Raw genomic sequence first — 18624 nt, 5'->3', positions numbered from 1 at the left:
TGAGCCGCAGACCGAGGCCGAGCGGATTGCGTTCTGGGAGCGCGCGGCGGCCCGGCTTCAGTGGGCCGAGCCGTGGCACACCGCGCACTCCGCCACCCCGGTGGACACCGCGGCTCGGCGGGGGCCGGAGCTGCGCTGGTTCGACGGCGGCACGCTGAACGCCGCGGTCAACTGCGCCGACCGGCACGTCGAAGCCGGCTTGGGCGACAAGGTGGCGCTGCACTTCGAGGGCGAGCCAGGCGACCGCCGGACGGTGACCTACCGCGAGCTGCAGGAGCTGGTCTCGCAGGCCGCCAACGCGCTGCTGGCGCTGGGCGTCGGCAAGGGCGACCGGGTGGTCATCTACCTGCCGGTGCTGGTGGAAACCGTGGTCATCACGCTGGCCTGCGCGCGGATCGGGGCGGTGCATTCGCTGGTCTTCGGCGGCTTCTCCGCGGAGGCCCTGAAGTTCCGGGTGGAGGACACCCGCGCCAAACTCCTGGTCACCACGGACGGCCAGTACCGCCGCGGCACCGCCGTCCCGGTCAAGGCCAACGCGGACGCTGCTGTCGCCGGCGAGAACGCGATCGAACACGTGCTGGTGATCAACCGCACCGGCCACACGGACATCAACTGGGTGGAAGGCCGCGACGTGTGGTGGCACGACGTCGTCGAGACCCAGCCGCGGGTGCACGAGGCGGAGGCGTTCGACGCCGAGACGCCGCTGTTCATCATGTACACCTCGGGCACCACCGGCCAGCCCAAGGGCCTGGTCCACACGACCGGCGGCTACCTGACGCAGGCCTCGTTCAGCCACTCGTACCTGTTCAGCAACCCGGACCCGGACGCGCGCGCGGACGACGTGCACTGGTGCACGGCGGACCTGGCCTGGGTCACCGCGCACACCTACGAGATCTACGGGCCGCTGAGCAACGGCGTCACGCAGGTGATCTACGAGGGCGTGCCGAACGCCCCGCACCCCGGCCGGCACTTCGAGGTCATCGAGCGCTACGGCGTGACCAGCTACTACACCGCGCCGACGCTGGTCCGGTCGCTGATGGGCTGGTTCCCCGACGGCATTCCGGCCGAGTACGACCTCAGCTCCATCCGCCTGTGCGGCACGGTGGGCGAGGCAGTGAACCCGGAGGCCTGGCGCTGGCTGCGCACCCAGGTGGGGCGGGATTCTCTGGTCGCCGGGGACCCGTCGTCGGGCGTGCCGATGGTGGACACCTGGTGGCAGTCGGAGACCGGGGCCACCGTGCTCTCGCCGCGCCAGACCGATGCGTCCTTCAAGCCCGGCTGCGCCACGCGTGCCTTGCCGGGGCTGGCCACGGACATTGTGGACGACGGCGGCGCCCGGGTGGGTGCCGGCGAGCAGGGCAACATTGTGGTCACCAGCACCGGGCCGGCGATGGCGCGGACCGTGTGGGGCAACCCGGAGCGCTACTTCACGTCCTACTGGGAAAAGTACGCGGCGCAGGGCTGGTTCCTGGCCGGCGACGGCGCCCGCTTCGACGCCGACGGCGACACCTGGATCCTGGGCCGGACGGACGACGTCATCAACATCTCGGGGCACCGGCTGTCCACGATCGAGATCGAGTCCGCGCTGGTCTCGCACCCGGCAGTGGTGGAGGCCGGCGTCTGCCCGACCTACGACGCGAAAACGGGACACGCGGCCACGGCTTTTGTGGTGCCGCGCGACAAGTCGCTGATCGGAGGGTCGATTCGGCTGACGGCCGCGGAGGCGGCGGCCGGGGCCGGGCAGGCAGCGGCCGACAGGGTCGCCGGAACGGCGACGGCCGAGCAGACGACGGAGGCTGCCAAGCAGGCCGCGGCAATTGCGGCCTTGCGGGACCACGTTGCCACGCAGATCGGGCCGATCGCCAAGCCCCGCGACGTGGTGTTTGTGCCCGACGTGCCCAAGACCCGCAGCGGCAAGATCATGCGCCGCCTGCTGACCCAATTGTTCGAGGGGACGGAGCTGGGCGACACGACCAGCCTGCAGAACGAGCCGTGCATCGCGGAAATCAAGGCCATCTGCGACGCACGGTAGCAGCTGGCTGGCCTCACCAGCCGTGCCACCGAGGCCGGCCAAGACTTTCCAAGTTTTGGCCGGCCTCCTGGCGTCACCCGGCCGTTCGCTCCCACGTCTTAGCCAAGGCTCACGGCGTTTCTCCTAGTCAGGGCGATGTGACCCCTTCGAAACAAGGGAAGTTAGTCCTATACGTGGGAGCGAACAAGTCAGGTCCATCAGGCCGACCGACGCAGCATGGTCAGGACCTCGGCGACAACGCGTTCCGGCGCGAAGACCAAGTCTTCGTAAACGTATCTGAGGGTGGGCAGCCCGCTGAGCATGCTCGCATTGTTCCGTCTCCGGTCTTTGAGGAAGGTCGCGCGATCCCAGTGGAAGTCGAATCCGTCCAGCTCAATGATGAGGCGGCCTTCCACCAGCATGTCCACCCGCCCGACTCCCCGGATACGCACCTGTGTGTCCACGTGGAGTCCGGCAGCGCGAAAGAGGTCCCGGGCAATGACCTCCAATGGCGAGTCGGCGTCATGGCCTATGCTCTGCACCAACTGCCGCCGCAAGCTGTTTCGTGTTCCCGGCAGACGATCCATCAACTCTGTCTTCGAAACCCGTCCCAGGCGCACCGCCGACTCGGCTATGACCAGCGCTTCCAAGCGCGGACGGCAGCGGATTGCGTGCAGCACACAATCCAGGGTTCCTACGTAACCCCATCTGCCCTCGGCCGCAAGCCTGCCACGGTGCTTGATCACGGTCTCGGGCTGTTTGCCATGGTCCGCCCAGAGATGCAATTGAAGCGGGTCTTTTAACGTCCAGAGTCCCAGCTCCCTTGCGGCCGAGACGCAGGTGATGAGCCCGCCGGCCATCAGTGCGGTCCGCAGGTCCGCATCCGCAATGGCGGTGCCTACGAGCCCCCGTCGAAGGGACGTCAAGGCGCCGGACGAGATGGCCATCTTGAGCGCATCCGGTCCGATTCCCGCCCTGCGCAGATCCTTGACCTGAGCTGTTCCTCCTCTTTTCGCCACCCAACCGGCGATCATTTCGGGAGTCTGCATGTAATCGAGGATGACCGCACCGTTCGGCGGCCACCACTGGCCGAACCGAAGTTGTGGACATCGGACGACCGGCAACGAGTAGCAGCCGACGAAGAGGTGAGCCGGCGAAACGGGCTTTCGTCGCGCGACAGAGCCTTCCCGGCTCGGCTTGAACCTGCCGGGTCCTCGGGCAGGGCCGCGAGGTGCTTCCCGGCTCGGCTCGGACCTGCCTAGTCCTCCCGCAGGGCCGCGAAAGGCTTCCGGGCCCGGCTTGTACCTGCCTAGTCCTGACGCAGGGCGCGCACCAGCGAGTCGAACCGCTCGCTGGCGGCCAGGTCCTCGATCAGGACCGCCTCTCCGTCCGGCCCGGCCAGCGGGATCCGCCAGTTCGGGTATTCGTCCGCGGTGCCCGGCTGGTTCTGGGTCCGAAGCTCCCCCACCGCGTCCGTGAGCGCAACGCCCAGCAGCACCGACGGGGTCTGCGTGATGAACGCGTGCAGCGCCTCGACAGTGCGTTGTTCGGCGGTGGGGTCGGCGCCGTCGTCGTGCTGTGGGGCGGCCGGAACCCGCGAGCGCACCGTGGAGAGCACTGCCTCTTGGGCTGCCTGATCCAAAGCCCGTTCCTCCTCCACCGGCCGGTTCAGCAGTCCCAACGATTCGCGCAACTCCACGTGCTTGCCCGCCAGGTAGCCGGCGGTGGGCGGCAGGTCGTGCGTGGTCACGCTGGTCAGGCAGGAACGGCGGTAGCGCTCGGGTGCGCGGGGGCTGCCGTCTTCGTACTCAAACCACAGGATGGAGGTGCCCAGGATGCCGCGCTCGGCCAGGTAGTCCTGCACGCCCGGCTCGAACACCCCGAGGTCCTCGCCAATGACGACGACGCCGGCCCGCTCCGCTTCCAGGGCGAGGATGCCAATCAAGGCCTCGTGATCGTAGTACACGTAGGCGCCTTCGCCGGGAGGGCTGCCGACGGGAATCCACCACAGCCGGAACAGCCCGAGGATATGGTCCACCCGGATACCGCCGGCGTGCCGCAGGACGGTCCGCAGCATGTCCCGGTAAGCAACGTAGCCGGATTCGGCCAGGCGGTGCGGATGCCACGGGGGCTGTGACCAGTCCTGGCCCTGTTGGTTGAACATGTCCGGCGGCGCCCCCACGGAGATGCCGAGGGTCAGCACATCCTGCAGCGTCCAGGCATCGGCGCCGGTGGGATGGACGCCGACGGCGAGATCGTGCACGATCCCGATGTTCATTCCCGCGTCGAGGGCGCTGCCCTGCGCCGCCTCGAGCTGCTCGTCGCACAGCCACTGCAGCCATTGATGGAACTCGATGCGGTCCTTCAACTCGCTGCGCTGCGCTTCGATGAACGCGGCATCCGACCACTCGGGAGCCCCGGCCGGAACAGTTTCGGCCATGGCGCACCACAGGGCAAAGCGCTCCAGCCCCTCGCCTTCCTGCGCGCGGAAGGCTTCGAACCGCTGCTGCCGTTCTGCGGACCGGGGCACCGCGTACACCGCTTCCAGCGCCTGCAGCTTGGCCGCAAACACCGGGTCGCGGTCCAGGATGCCGGCGTCCAGGTTCGCCTCGTGGAAGTTGTTGGCCAGCGGGACGCCGCTGGCTTCGGGCACGTCCTCGACCCGCAGGTACAGCGGGTTGACGAACCGGCGCGTGGAGGGCAGGTAGGGCGAGGGCTCAACCGGCGGTTTCGGCTGGGCCGCGTGCAGCGGGTTGATCAGGACGAACCCCGCGCCCTTCGCGGCAGCCGTTTCGGCGAGGCTGGCCAGGTCATGGAGGTCGCCGATGCCCCAGGAGGACCGCGAGCGCACGGAGTACAGCTGTGCCATCAACCCCCACGTCCGGGGCAGGCGGTCGGCGGTGGTCAGGCGCCGCGGGGTGACCACGAGGGCGCACCGTGCCTGGCTGTCGGCCGGTTCCGGGGCCGCGCCGGTTCCGGGCTCCAGCGCCTCCGTCCGGTCTGCGGCCGCGTCGGTTCCGGACTCCATCGCCTCGGACCGTTCCGCGACTTCCAGCGTGTGCCAGCCCAGCGGGATGTCGGCCGGCACCACCGCCGTGAAACGAACAGGCGGAGCATCTTCCGACTCCTCCCGCCCGCCGGCCAGCACCTCGACGTCGCGCCGGGAGCCGTCCTCCAGCAGGATCCGGACCCGCGGACGGACGCCGGGCCGCGCATTGACCGGAACCTCGGTGGCGGTGCCTTGGCGGACGACGACGGCGGGCGGCAGCGTGCGCTGCACCGGTGCCAGTTCAGCGGCTCGGAGGGAAGCCGTCACATCATCGTCGGTGGCACAGGGGACGCCCAGCGCGGTGAGGACGGAAACCAGCGTTGCCTCACTGACTGTTTTCTCGCCCCCGTCCCAGCCATGGAAGGTAATGCCAACGCCATGTTTCCCCGCGAGGCGCTGCAGCGCCGAAAGTTCAGCCATAGATCCAATCTACGGTGAACTGTCCGGACCCGTGAACGTCCGTCCTGGGCCGGGACGGCGAAGATCGTGGCCCGACGCGCGGCGAGCACCGCCGTCGTGCCGGGCAACCGCAAGCCAGGGGCAACCGCAAGGCGCCCACCCCAAGTCCGAAGGCGCCCAACCCCGGACGCAACGCGGCTCAACATTTTTTGGCGCCGCGGCGGTTGGTTGCGAGAATGGACGGGACCATCCCGAGCGGTTGAGAGATCTGGCTCTTTGACACCGCAGCAACCATCCGGACGCCACCGGAAAGGTGCTACCGCCAGAAGCGATGGAGAGAGCGCAAGCAATCTTTGATCCGGACGGTGCCTGCCCGGTGCCGCCAGGACCGTCATTGCCCGGGAACCCAAGTTTTGAAGGAGCAAGCGCCTGATGGCTGAACGCACATTCGGTTTCCGCACCCGCGCCCTGCACGCCGGCGGCACGCCCGACGCCGAGCACGGTGCAAGAGCCGTACCGATCTACCAGAGCACCTCGTTCGTGTTCAAGGACACCGACGACGCCGCGAACCTCTTCGCGCTGCAGAAGTACGGCAACATCTACTCCCGCATCGGCAACCCCACGGTCGCCGCGTTCGAGGAGCGCATCGCCTCGCTCGAGGGCGGCATCGGCGCGGTGGCCACGTCGTCGGGCATGGCCGCCGAGTTCATCACCTTCGCGGCCCTGGCCGGGTCGGGCGACCACATCGTGGCCTCGTCCAAGCTCTACGGCGGCACCATCACCCAGCTGGACGTGACGCTGCGCCGGTTCGGGGTGGAGACCACCTTCGTCGACTCCAACGACCCGGCCGACTTCGCCGCGGCCATCGGGGAGAACACCAAGGCCGTCTACACGGAGATCGTGGCCAACCCGTCCGGCGACATCGCGGACCTCGCCGGCCTGGCCGCGGTGGCGCACGACGCCGGGATCCCCCTGGTCGTGGACGCCACCTTGAGCACGCCCTACCTGATCCGCCCGATCGAGCACGGCGCGGACATCGTGATCCACTCCGCCACCAAGTTCCTGGGCGGCCACGGCACCACCCTGGGCGGCGTCGTCGTCGAATCCGGCCGTTTCAACTGGGGCAACGGCAAGTTCCCGCAGATGACCGAACCGGTGCCCAGCTACGGCAACGTGTCCTGGTGGGGCAACTTCGGCGAGTACGGCTTCCTCACCAAGCTCCGGTCCGAGCAGCTGCGCGACATCGGCCCGTCACTGTCCGCGCAGTCCGCGTTCCAGCTGCTGCAGGGCGTGGAAACGCTGGCGCAGCGGATGGACGAGCACCTGGCCAACGCCCGTACCGTGGCCGAGTGGCTGGAAGCCGACGAGCGCGTCTCCTGGGTCAGCTACGCCGGCCTGCCCGCGCACCCGCATTACGAGCGGGGCCGGAAGTACCTGCCCAAGGGCGTGGGCTCCGTGTTCAGCTTCGGCGTCAAGGGCGGCCGCACCGCGGGCCAGAAGTTCATCGAGTCGCTGCAGCTGGCCAGCCACCTGGCCAACATCGGCGACGCCCGGACCTTGGTGCTGCACCCGGGATCGACCACCCACCAGCAGCTCACCGCCGACCAGCTGGTGGCTGCCGGCGTGCCCGAGGACCTGATCCGCATTTCCGTGGGCCTGGAAGACGTGGACGACATTCTCTGGGACCTGGACCAGGCGCTGGCCGCCTCGCAGCAGGCTGGCGCCGAGCACGGCCCGAGCCGGGACCATGAGGACGACACGTTCGACACCTCCGAGTTCGCCTCCCCCAGCTACGCCGGCGAGTCCTGCACGATCCCGGCAGAGCGCGCCGCCCGGACAGAGCCCGGAACGCGTGTAGTCGAGTCCGTGGAGGAACTGATCGAAGCCGAAGAAGGAGCCGCCAAGTGACCGCCACACCAGAACGTACCTGGGTGGGACCGTCCGCCCCGGAGCGGCTGAACATCCTGCGCAACACCAAGTCGATCGCCATTGTCGGCGCCTCGGACAAGCCGAGCCGGGCCAGCTACTTCGTGGCCACCTACCTGCTGTCCAGCTCGCCGTACAAGGTGTACTTCGTGAACCCGGTGGCCAAGGAAATTCTGGGCCAGCCGGTGTACAAGTCGCTGGCCGACCTGCCCGAAGTGCCGGATCTCGTGGACGTGTTCCGCCGGCACGACGACCTGCCCACCGTGCTGGAGGAAACCCTGGCCGTCGGAGCCAAGACCCTCTGGCTGCAGCTGGGCTCCTGGCACGAGGAGGTCGCGGCCGAGGCCGAGGCCGCCGGCCTGAACGTGGTGATGGACCGCTGCGTGAAGATCGAGCACGCCCGATTCCACGGCGGCCTGCACCTGGCCGGTTTCGACACGGGTGTGATCTCCTCCAAGCGGCAGTTGACCGCCTAGGCGCGCGCGAGGCAGCTTCCCCGACCGGCAGCCACTGTACCAACGACGGCGGAGGGCCGGCCTGCGCGAGGCTGCCACCGCCGCGAAACCCGCCCCTTGTCCCCCGGCCTTCCACGTGGAGGGCCGGGGCTTGGGGCGGGTTTTTTCCTGCCCGCAAGTAGCTTCATCGAGCCTTCAAGGATTTCCCCAAGGTCCTCATCGGATGCTGTGGCCAGCCACACATCATTCGACTAGGGGGAGTCACCGTGTTTACTGCACCAACCGATCCACAGCCAAGGAGGGGCGCCGAGCGTGCCCGCAAGGGGAGGCCATCCTTCCCCCAGAAAGTTACGGCCGGGCTCGCCGCGCTGGTGCTGGGCGCGGGCGTGCTGCCCTCCGCCCTCGCCCCCGCGGCGTTGGCAGCGCCGGTAGGCCAGGGCCTGACCCTGAATGCCGGAGACATGCGGTTCATCCTGAAGCAAATCAAGATCGCGGAGAACCACGCCACCAAGGAAGACGCCGAGGGCAGGCCCGTGCCGGGCCAGCCGCTCCTGGGCCCCGGCCCCCACCAGATAGCCAATCCGCTGCTGCCCTACGGGCTGCGCACCGTGGACGGGTCCGACAACAACCTGGTGCCCAACCAAGGGCACTTCGGCGCCGCCAGCCTGCCCTTCCCGCGACTGGCAGAACCGGAATGGCGGACCACAGCCGGTGGTCAGTCGTACAAGTCGGTCAACGTTCCGATGATCCGGGACGCGGACCCGCGCTTCGTCAGCAACGTCATCGTGGACCAGACCTCCAGCAATCCGGCAGCCATCGCCGCCGCCGGCAAGGCACACCGGACCGTGAACGACGGCCCGACGGCGGTTCCCTGCGACAACGAGGGCCTGCCCCTGAACTGCGTGCCCGACGGCGAGACCCTCGACATCCCGAATGTCACCACCGACTTTGGACTCTCGCCGCCATACAACGGCTTCTTTGCCCTGTTCGGGCAGTTCTTCGACCACGGCATCGACTTCACCAAGAAGACCAGCAACGTGGTCATGATGCCGCTGGCCAAGGACGATCCGCTGTATGTCGAGGGCTCGCCCACGAACTTCATGCTGCTCAACCGGGCGGAGAACCAGCCCGGCCCCGACGGCAAGCTCGGCACCGACGACGATATCCAGGACGCCACGAACACGGACTCTCCGTGGGTTGACCAGAGCCAGACCTACTCGTCGAATCCGTCCCATCACGTCTTCCTGCGGGAATACGAGCTCAACGAGGAGGGCAACCCGGTCTCGACCGGCGAACTGGCCGAAGGCGAACCCGGCGGGATGGCCACCTGGGCGGACATCAAGGCGCAAGCCGAGTCCCTGCTCGGCTTGAAGCTCTCCGACGCCGACGTCGTGAACATCCCGATGCTGGCCACCGACCAGTACGGGCGCTTCCTGCGGGGCCCCAACGGGCTGCCGCAGTACATCACGCAGGACAAGCAGTTCGTGGAAGGGAACCTCGAAAACCCCGTCGCGCCGCCGGCGGATGTCCAGCGGATCGGCATCGCCTTCCTGGACGATATCTCCCATTACGCGGCACCGTTCGACTCCCGCGGCGCGGCCCTGGCACCCGACGGGGACGACGGCATCACACCCACCAGCGGCCGGCAGGACCCGGGCACCTACGACGACGAAATGCTCGACGCGCACTTCGTTGCCGGCGACGGCCGCGTGAACGAGAACATCGGACTCACCGCCGTGCACCAGGTCTTCCACTCGGAGCACAATCGGCTGGTCACCTACATGGAAGAACTGCTGACGTCCCTGAACCTGGACCTGAACGAGTGGAAGCTGTCCAACGGCGCATGGAACGGCGAGCGCCTCTTCCAGGCCGCACGGTTCGTCACGGAGATGGAGTACCAGCACATCGTCTTCGAGGACTTCGCGCGCAAAATCCAACCGGGCATCAATCCGTTCAACGTCTTCACCCAGGCGGACACGGCGATCGATCCGGCGATCGAGGCGGAGTTCGCTCACGCGACCTACCGGTTCGGGCACTCCATGCTGACGGACACCGTGGATCGGAAGACCAACAGCGGAGCCGACATCGGCCTCCCGCTGCTGGACGCGTTCCTGAATCCGCCGGCCTATTACGCCAACGGGGACAGCACGATGACCCCCGAGCAGGCGGCAGGCGCGATCGCCATGGGCATGACGGACCAGGTGGGCGCAGAGCTCGACGAGTTCGTCACCGACACGCTGCGCAACAGCGTGCTCGGCCTGCCCCTGGACCTGGCCGCGCTCAACATCGCCCGCGGCCGGGAGACCGGCGTTCCGTCGCTGAACAATTTCCGCAAGGATCTCTACGCGAAGACGAGCGAGTCGTCCCTGAAGCCCTACAGCAGCTGGGTGGACTTCGGGCAGGCGCTGAAGCATCCGGATTCGGTGGTCAACTTCATGGCCGCCTACGGCACGCACCCCAGCATCACCGAGGCGACGAGCCTTGAGGCCAAGCGCGCGGCCGCACAGAAACTCTTCGACATGAGCCCCGACCCGGCGGCGGAGACTCCGGCCGATGCCTACGACTTCGTCAACAGCAACGGCGAGTGGGAGAACGACGGCGCTGCCTCCAAGACCGGCTTGGACACGGTTGATCTGTGGGTGGGGGGCCTGGCCGAAGCCCAGAACCTTTTCGGCGGGCTGCTCGGCTCCACCTTTAACTACATCTTCGAACGCCAGATGACGGACCTGCAGGACGGGGACCGGCTCTACTACCTGTCCCGCACCTCTGGCCTGAACCTGCGGGCCCAGCTCGAAGGCAATTCCATGGCCGAGCTGGTGATGCGCAATACCGACGCGGCCGCGCTCAAGGCCGATGTCTTCGGCGTCGCCGACTGCGAGTTCGAGATGGGCAACATCGTCCACACCACGGGCAATAATGTGGCCGATGATCCCGCCTCGGCCTGCGACGAGTCAGCACTGCTGCTCCGCATGGCGGACGGCACCATCCGCTACCGCGTCTCCAACAGCGTGGACCGCGCGGGCCTGAACGCCCAGGCGACCTACAACGGCAAGGACGATGCCGACGGCGCCGACGGGACGGACCGGATCTGGGCCGGCGTCGACAACGACACCGTTTGGGGCAACGGCGGCAGTGACATCATCGAAGGCAACGACGGCGCGGACACCCTCCTGGGCGGCGCCGGCAACGATCGGATCACCGACTCCCACGGGGACGACGTGATCAAGGGCGGGCCGGGCAACGACGCGATCGACGCCGGTCCCGGCCTGGACGTCATCATGTCCGGCGACGGCGACGACTTCTCCAACGGCGGGCTCAATGGCAACCAGACGTTCGCCGGCGAGGGCAATGACCTCATCATCGCCGGCGACGGACCGGACACGGTGTTCGGCGGCGGCGGCGACGACTGGGCGGAAGGCGGCAACGCCAACGACCTGCTCCAGGGCGACAGCGGCGCACCGTTCTTCGACGACATTAACAACCCCGGCCACGACGTCCTCATCGGCGACAGCGGCGAGGACGACTACGATGCCGAGGGCGGTGACGACATCATGGTCGCCGGTCCCGGGATCGAGCGCAATCACGGCGTCTACGGCTTCGACTGGGTGACCCACGCCCGGTCGGTCGAAGCAGCCGATTCCGACATGCGCATGATCGTCGTGGAGGGCCCGAACGCGCTCAAGGACCGGTTCCTGCTGGTCGAGGCCCTCTCCGGCTGGGACAAGGACGACGTCCTGCGCGGCGACGACGTGATTCCGGCCGACCCCGACAACGAGGTGGCCGTGCCCGGCCTCAGCAATACGCTCGACGCCGAGGGAATCGAGCGGATCGCCGGACTGGCCGACCTGCTGCCCGCCGGTGCCACCGAGTTCGGCGCCGGCAACATCATCATCGGCGGCTCCGGGAGCGACCAGATCTGGGGCAACGGCGCGGATGACGTTATCGATGGCGACAAGTGGCTGAACGTGCGGCTGAGCGTGCGCGACGCCCAGGGCGCTGAACTGCGGTCCGTCACCAGCCTGAAGAACATCCAGGCCGACATCATGGCCGGCCGGATCGACCCGGGCAACGTCGTCATCGTGCGGGAAATCCTCAACAGTGCGGCTTCCACGGACATCGACACCGCCAACTTCTCCGGCGAATTCGAGGAATACGACATCACCACCGTCGACGGAGTCACAACTGTGGCGCACGTCCGGGGCACCGGGGACGACGGCACCGACACCATCACCAACGTCGAGCGCCTCCGGTTCACGGACCAGACCGTTGACCTCACCGCCCCGGAAGATACCGAAGCCCCCACGGTGACGGACCGCGCTCCCGCTGACGGGGCAACCGGCGTGGCCGTCGGGGTCGACATCACTGCGACCTTCAGCGAGGACGTCCAGGGGATCTCAGGGGCAACGGCCACGCTGACGGCCGCGGAGGCAACGGCACCGACCGCCGCGACCGTGACCTACGATCCGGTGACCAGAATGGTGACGCTCGACCCGGTGGCGGACCTGGCGATCGACACGGTCTACACCGTTGCGCTCACCAACGGCATCCGGGACGCGGCGGGCAACGCCCTCGCTGCCACCAGCTGGACGTTCACCACTGCCGGACCGGCTCCATCGGTGACCGGCCGCAGCCCGGAGGCGGAAGCTACGAACGTGGCCACCAAGAGCAACATCACCGCCACCTTCAGCGAACCGGTCACCGGAGTCGACGGCACCACCTTCCAGGTCACCAACGCGGCCGGCACGGCAGTGACCGCAACCGTCAGCTACGACGCTGCGACCCGGACGGCTACCCTCGACCCGGCCAACCTGCTGGCCAACCGCACCTACACCGTGCAGCTGACCAGCGGCATCCGGGACCTGCAGGGCAATGCCCTGCCGGCCACTACGTGGAACTTCTCCACCGAGGTTGCACCGGTCATCACCGAACGGACGCCGGCGGTGAACGCCACCGACGTGGCCACCAACAGCAACGTCACCGCCACGTTCAGCAAACCGGTCACCGGAGTCGACGGCACCACCTTCCGGGTCACCAATGCGGCCGGCACAGCAGTGACCGCAACCGTCAGCTACGACGATGCGACCCGGACGGCCACCCTCGACCCCGCCAACCTGCTGACCAATCGCACCTACACCGTGCAGCTGACCAGCGGTATCCAGGACCAATCGGGTAACCAGATCACGGCCACCACGTGGAACTTCACCACCGAGGCCGCACCGGTCATCACCGGACGGACGCCGGCGGTGAACGCCAGCAACGTGGCCACCAACAGCAACATCACCGCCACGTTCAACAAACCGGTGGCCGGAGTCAACGGCACCACCTTCCGGGTAACCAACGCGGCCGGCACGGCAGTGACCGCAACCGTCAGCTACGACGATGCGACCCGGACGGCTACCCTCGACCCCGCCAACCTGCTGGCCAACCGCACCTACACCGTGCGGCTGACCAACGGCATCACGGACCTGACGGGTAACCCGATCACGGCCACCACGTGGAACTTCACCACCGAAGCCGCGCCGGCCATCGCCGGACGGACCCCGGCGGTGAACGGCAACAACGTGGCCACCAACCGGAACCTGACGGTGACGTTCAGCGAACCGGTCCGGGGCGTCAGCACCAGCACGGTGACGCTGAAGACCGCCGCTGGCAAGGTGGTACCGGCGACGGTCAGTTACAACGCTGCGAAGCGCACGGCCACCGTGGATCCCAAGGCGATCTTGCCGAGCAGCACCCGCTTCACGGTGAGCCTCACCAACGGCATCACGGACGTCAACGGCAACCGCCTGCCGGCCTCCAGCTGGAACTTCACGACGGAAAGCCGGCCCACGGTGTCCAAGCGGACGCCGGCGGCCGGAGCCAAGTCGGTCAGCCGGAGCGGCAACGTCTACGTGAAGTTCAGCGAGGCTGTCTCCGGAGTCAGCGGGTCAAGCTTCAAGCTGGTCGACAGCAAGGGCAAGACCGTTGCGGCCAAGATCAGCTACAACTCGCGCACCAAGACGGCAACCCTGAACCCGTCGAGCACTCTGAAGGCCAATGCCAGCTACAAAGTGCAGCTGAGCAGCAGCATCAAGGATGCCTCGGGCAACCGGCTGTCGGCCACCAGCTGGTCCTTCCGGACCGGACGGTAGATCACCGCCTCAACCAGTAAAGAGTCCAGGCTTCGGAGAAATCCGGGGTCTGGACTCTTTTCGGGTTCGAGGGCCCGGAGGCCCACCGCCGCCACACATCCCTGCCGGCGGGATGACAGAAGCCGCGCCACAGCTTGTTGGGGGGATAAGCTCTGGCGCGGCTTCCTCATCTAGGTAATCGCGGCCGGGGACGGAAAGGTTACGGGTTGGCTGAAACTTTCTCAAAAGTTTTTTTGGACCGCCGCCCGGCCGCCGCCCGGGCGGCGCCTACCGCCGCAACATCAGTGCGCCGAGACGATATCAACCGTGCTGGTGAGCCGCCGGTTTTTCAGCACCGGCAGGAACTCGCGCACCTCGTCGATCCGGCGCCTGGTCACGTCAACGGTGACCACGCCGCGGAGTTCGTCGTCCAGGAAGCCCTTCGGAATGCCCATCGGGTCCAGGATCGCCGAATGGCCCACGGTGTTGGTGCTCGACGTGCCGGCCGCGGCCACCCAGCAGGTGTTCTCGATGGCACGGGCGCGCAGCAGCGTTTCCCAGTGGTCGATCTTGTGGTCGCCCTTGAACCAGGCGGCCGGCACGCACAGTACGTCGGCGCCCTGCGACGCCAGCGCGCGGGCCAGCTCGGGGAAGCGCAGGTCGTAGCAGGTGAGCACCCCGATGTTCAGGTCGCCCAGCTGCACGATCTTCAGGCCGCCGTCGCCGGGCTTGATGCGCTTGGACTCCTGGTACGAGAACGCGTCGTAGAGGTGGAGCTTGCGGTACGTGTCGACGATCCGGCCCGTGGCGTCGACGATCACCAGCGTGTTGTACGGCCGTTCTTCGCCGCTGGACTCGTAGCCGCCGGCGATGATCGCGATGCCGACTTCGGCGGCGATGAAGGACAGCTGCTGCACGAACTTGGTCCAGTTGGCGTCCACGGCCGCGGCGAGCTCGCCCTCGACGTGGCGCACGGTGAACATCGATTCCTCCGGAAAAACCACCAGCTCGGCGCCGTCGGCCTTGGCTTCTTCCGCGAGTGAGCGCACCGTCTGGAGGTTCTCCGTCACGTCCCCGCTGGGGTTGAGCTGTCCGACGCTGATCTTCATAATGCGCTCCCGTCTTGATGGCGGTGTGTGTCCTTCCAGCCTACCTAAGACCAACTTGCCCGGCGCTTCCGCGGGCGCAGTGGATTCACTGCCCGACGGCGGCGGGGCGGCTCAGTGGTCAATGGCGTCAATCCCCGGGCCGGCTTCAGCGGGGTACCGGCGCCACTCCTTGGGCCGACTTGCGGAGTGCCCTGCCAGTCCTTGGCCGGGAGGGCTTTGCGCGGCGTGCTCCGCCAATACCTCGGCAGGGCTCAGTGTTTACCGGCGCAGCGCAGGATCGCCTCCACGGAGCGGTCGGCGTCTTCCTCCGTAGTGGACCAGTTGCTGACGCTGATCCTCATGGCGGCCTTCCCGTGCCATGTGGTCCCGGAGAGCCAGAGTGTTCCGTCCTCCTGCACCCGGCGCACCACCTCGCGGGTGAAGTCGTCCGGGTCCGAGCCGTCCTCCGGCGTGAACCGGACCAGCACCTGGTTGAGCACCACCTCGTTGAGGATCTGCACGCCGTCCGCCTCCGCCAGCCGTCCTGCCATCCGCGACGCCAGCGAACAGCAGCGCCCCACGAGGTCCGCCACCCCTTCGCGGCCGAGCGTCCGCAGCGCGGCGTAGGCCGGGAAGCCGCGGGCACGGCGGGAGAACTCCGGCACCCACGCGACCTCGTCCCGTTCGGCGCCGTACTCCAGATAGGCGGCATGCGGCGGGGACATCGTGCGCTGGTGCACCTCGGCGTCGCGGACAAAGGCCACACCGGAGTCGTACGGGACGTTGAGCCACTTGTGCGCGTCGGTGGCCCAGGAGTCGGCCAGCTCCACGCCGTCCAACAGGTGCCGGTGATCCGGGCTGGCAGCGGCCCACAGCCCGAACGCGCCGTCGACATGGATCCAGGCGCCGTCCCGCCGTCGTACTCGTTCCACCGCCGGACGGATGGGATCGAAGGACCCGGTGTTCACGTTGCCGGCCTGCAGGTTGACGATCAGCGGCATGTCGGCGGGAATCCGGTCCAGCACGGCGTCGAGCGAGTCCAGCGTGATGCTGCCCTGCGCCTCGGTGGCCACCGAGTAGATCCTGCGGCGACCCAGGCCCAGGTACTGCAGCGCGGTCAGCACGGTGCTGTGGGCTTCTTCCCCTACGACGACGGCGATCTCCGGCGCGCCGAACAGGCCGTCGCCCACCACGTCCCACCCCATCCGTTCCAGCACTGCCGTCCGTGCCGCAGCCAGGCAGGTGAAGTGGGCCATCTGGCAGCCGGTCACCAGGCCGAAGCCGGCATCCGCGGGCAGCCCGAACAGGTCCAGCAGCCAGGCGCCCACTGCCTCTTCCACCACGGAGGCCGCCGGACCGGCCACATACAGCCCGGCGTTTTGGTCCCAGGTGGACGTCAGCCAGTCGGCGGCGAGCGCGGCGGGCTGGGCGCCGCCGATCACGAAGCCGAAGTAACGCGGACCGGCCATCGCCACGGCGGCCCGCCCGCCGACGTCGGCCAGGTGCTCGATGACCCCCTGCGGATCTTCGCCCTGCCGCGGCAGTTCTCCCGCCAGCTCGCGGCGCAGGGCAGCCACATCCAGCCCCGATTTCACCGGCCGCCCGGGCAGGGATTGCAGGTATTTTGCCGCCAGCTCGGCCGTGCGGTGGAGCAGTTCGTCGTCCCCCATGACGAGCATGTTACGCCGCGGCCCTGCCCTGCGACAGGCGGAGGGCCCGAACGCGCTGGCCGCGGGGAGATCCCGCAGCAAGCAGGCCAGGTCCCGCAGCACTCATGACGGATCCCGCGGCGTTCATGGGCCGGCCAGGGCATACGGGCAGGCCGGTCGTCGAGCGGCGTCTCAGTTCACGAGCGGCGCCTCAGTTCACGAGCGCTTCGAAGCCGGCCAGGTATCCCAGGGCATGGCTGGTGAACAGGATGGCGGCGAGGACCCCCAGGACGCCGGCAGCCAGCAGCCAGTCCGCCCTGTCCAGCGGGATTTTCCGCCAGATGGTCCGCGGGCTCAGGCCCAGGCCACGCGACTCCAGCGCCTGGGCCATCCGTTCGCCCTTGCGGACGGAGACGACGAGCAGGGCAAACGCCGCGTTCCCGTAGGCGCGCAGGCCACGCGGCAGCGAACCGTCCGGACGGAGCCGGGCCCGCACGGCGTGGGCCTGCCGGATGGTCAGCCACTCCCGCGGCATCTCCTGCAGCATGCGGTACCCGGCCAGAATGGCGTAGGTAATCCGGGGCCCGAGCCGGGCGTGCTGGTGGAGGCTGCCCATCAGCGCGACGCCGTCGGTCGAGGCGAGGAAACCGATGGCCAGGATCCCGATGACCAGGGTGCGCAGGGCCAGGGAACCGCCGACGGCGAGGCCTTCGACCGTGATCCGCAGCGGCCCGGAGGTCCATAACACCTCGCCGGGCCGGCTCAGCGCATTGACCATGAAAACCCCCAGCCCGAAGGCGACGAAGGGCACGTGCGCCAGCGCCATAGTCCTCAGCCTCAGGCGCGTGGAGGCGGCGACCGCGGCCAGGGCCACCAGGTAGAGGACGGCGGGCGTCACCGGATCGAAAATGAAGACCAGGGCCAGCGACACGACGAACAGGAGCGCGAGCTTGATGGTGGGATTGCGCCGCGCCAGGACGCCGCCGGCGACGCCGGAAGCCGGGCCGGCGGCGAAGTCCGCGCTCATGCCCGGCTGCCGATCTGCGGGTGCGCGGCACCGGCGCGGGTAACGACGCCGGTAACGGCGGCATCGAGCCGGTCGAGGACGCGCCGGATCTCGTCCGCCGAGGCGAACTCGGCCAGCAGCCAGTCGATCAGCGGCGGCAGCCGCAGGCCGGCGCGGTGCAGGACGACGGGGTCGCGCAGGATGTCGAAGACGGAGCCGTCGGCAATCACCGTACGGTCCGCGATCACAATGGCCCGGTCCGCCAGCGTGGCGACAGTCCGCAGGTCATGGCTGGAGAAGAGGATGCCGCGGCCAGCGGCGGCGGCCTCCCGGAAGGCTGCCACCGTGGCGATGGTGTCCCGCCGGTCGAGGCCGAAGGTGGGTTCATCGGCCAGGAGCGCGGGCCGCTCGTGGGCCAGCATGGCCGCCACGCTCAGGCGGCGCTTCTCGCCGCCCGACAGCCGGAAGGGGCTCTGGTCCGCCACATGGGTGAGCCGGTGCCGCGCCAGGAGACCGCCGAACCGTTCGGCGGGGGCGTCGGGAAGGCCGTGCCGGACTTCGTCCCGGACGGTGTGCGCCACGAACTGGTGCTCGGGATTCTGGAACACCATCCCCGGACGTTCCCCGCCGACGGTTCCCGCCGACGGCGGAAGGAGCCGGGCCAGGGTGAGCAGCAAGGTGGTTTTGCCGGCCCCGTTCGCTCCGAGCAGGGCCGCGATTTCGCCGCGCCTCAACCGGAGCGTCACCTCCTTGAGAATGGCAGCCTCCGGCGGGACATCGCCTGCGTTCCGGCGCTTCTTCCGCCCGGGCAGCGTCCGCGAGACGGACAGGCTCTCCGCGGCCAGCACGGTCTCGCCGGTCGCGGGCACCGCTGCAACGGGCACCGCTGCCTCCCCCTCGGGGCCAGGAGGGGCCAGGTCCTCGGGGTCCG

At 68.4% G+C, this 18624-nt stretch carries 10 protein-coding genes and 1 riboswitch; of the genes, 4 read left to right on the top strand and 6 right to left on the bottom strand.

What is annotated here, in order from left to right; all coding sequences use genetic code 11:
- Positions 1 to 2032, top strand: a 2032-nt coding sequence (locus tag AC5RV2_RS07145; RefSeq protein ID WP_494091788.1) for an acetate--CoA ligase, incomplete at its 5' end; no start/stop codon positions are given.
- A 197-nt stretch (positions 2033 to 2229) separates the two neighbouring features.
- Here the strand turns inward: AC5RV2_RS07145 and AC5RV2_RS07140 are convergent.
- Positions 2230 to 3045: an endonuclease domain-containing protein gene (locus AC5RV2_RS07140; protein ID WP_494091787.1), complete on the bottom strand. Its 816-nt coding sequence runs from the start codon at positions 3043 to 3045 to the stop codon at positions 2230 to 2232.
- Positions 3046 to 3320: 275 nt separating this feature from the next.
- Positions 3321 to 5480 (bottom strand): 4-alpha-glucanotransferase, encoded by a 2160-nt coding sequence (gene malQ, locus AC5RV2_RS07135; protein ID WP_494091786.1) that lies wholly within the window; start codon positions 5478 to 5480, stop codon positions 3321 to 3323.
- Between the two features lie 222 nt (positions 5481 to 5702).
- Positions 5703 to 5797, top strand: a riboswitch (SAM riboswitch).
- A 94-nt stretch (positions 5798 to 5891) separates the two neighbouring features.
- Between malQ and AC5RV2_RS07130 the strand changes: the two genes are divergently transcribed.
- From AC5RV2_RS07130 to AC5RV2_RS07120, 3 genes are all read left to right on the top strand, one after another.
- A complete protein-coding gene (locus AC5RV2_RS07130; RefSeq protein WP_494091785.1) occupies positions 5892 to 7367 on the top strand; it encodes an O-acetylhomoserine aminocarboxypropyltransferase/cysteine synthase family protein in 1476 nt (491 codons plus the stop codon).
- On the top strand, positions 7364 to 7861 hold the full coding sequence (locus tag AC5RV2_RS07125) for a CoA-binding protein (protein ID WP_494091784.1): 498 nt from the start codon (positions 7364 to 7366) through the stop codon (positions 7859 to 7861). The genes AC5RV2_RS07130 and AC5RV2_RS07125 overlap by 4 nt, the downstream gene beginning before the upstream one ends.
- Positions 7862 to 8106: 245 nt before the next feature.
- Positions 8107 to 13971: an Ig-like domain-containing protein gene (locus AC5RV2_RS07120; protein ID WP_494091783.1), complete on the top strand. Its 5865-nt coding sequence runs from the start codon at positions 8107 to 8109 to the stop codon at positions 13969 to 13971.
- A gap of 281 nt (positions 13972 to 14252) precedes the next feature.
- Here the strand turns inward: AC5RV2_RS07120 and AC5RV2_RS07115 are convergent, their stop codons facing one another.
- From AC5RV2_RS07115 to AC5RV2_RS07100, 4 genes are all read right to left on the bottom strand, one after another.
- Entirely contained in the window at positions 14253 to 15059 is an 807-nt protein-coding gene (locus AC5RV2_RS07115; RefSeq protein ID WP_494091782.1) for a carbon-nitrogen hydrolase family protein, read from the bottom strand.
- A 251-nt stretch (positions 15060 to 15310) separates the two neighbouring features.
- Complete coding sequence (locus tag AC5RV2_RS07110) at positions 15311 to 16708, bottom strand: pyridoxal phosphate-dependent decarboxylase family protein (protein WP_494091781.1); 1398 nt, start codon at positions 16706 to 16708, stop codon at positions 15311 to 15313.
- Positions 16709 to 16898: 190 nt separating this feature from the next.
- The gene (locus tag AC5RV2_RS07105; protein WP_494091780.1) at positions 16899 to 17714 is read right to left on the bottom strand and encodes an energy-coupling factor transporter transmembrane component T family protein; all 816 of its coding nucleotides are present in this window, start codon (positions 17712 to 17714) and stop codon (positions 16899 to 16901) included.
- A partial coding sequence (locus AC5RV2_RS07100; protein WP_494091779.1) for an energy-coupling factor ABC transporter ATP-binding protein occupies positions 17711 to 18624 on the bottom strand: 914 nt, incomplete at its 5' end. The genes AC5RV2_RS07100 and AC5RV2_RS07105, both read right to left, overlap by 4 nt.

It is taken from the genome of Arthrobacter sp. Y3225116 (assembly GCF_059091245.1).
The sequence above is the reverse complement of the archived record's forward strand: the minus strand, read 5'-3'. Positions and strand labels throughout refer to the sequence as shown.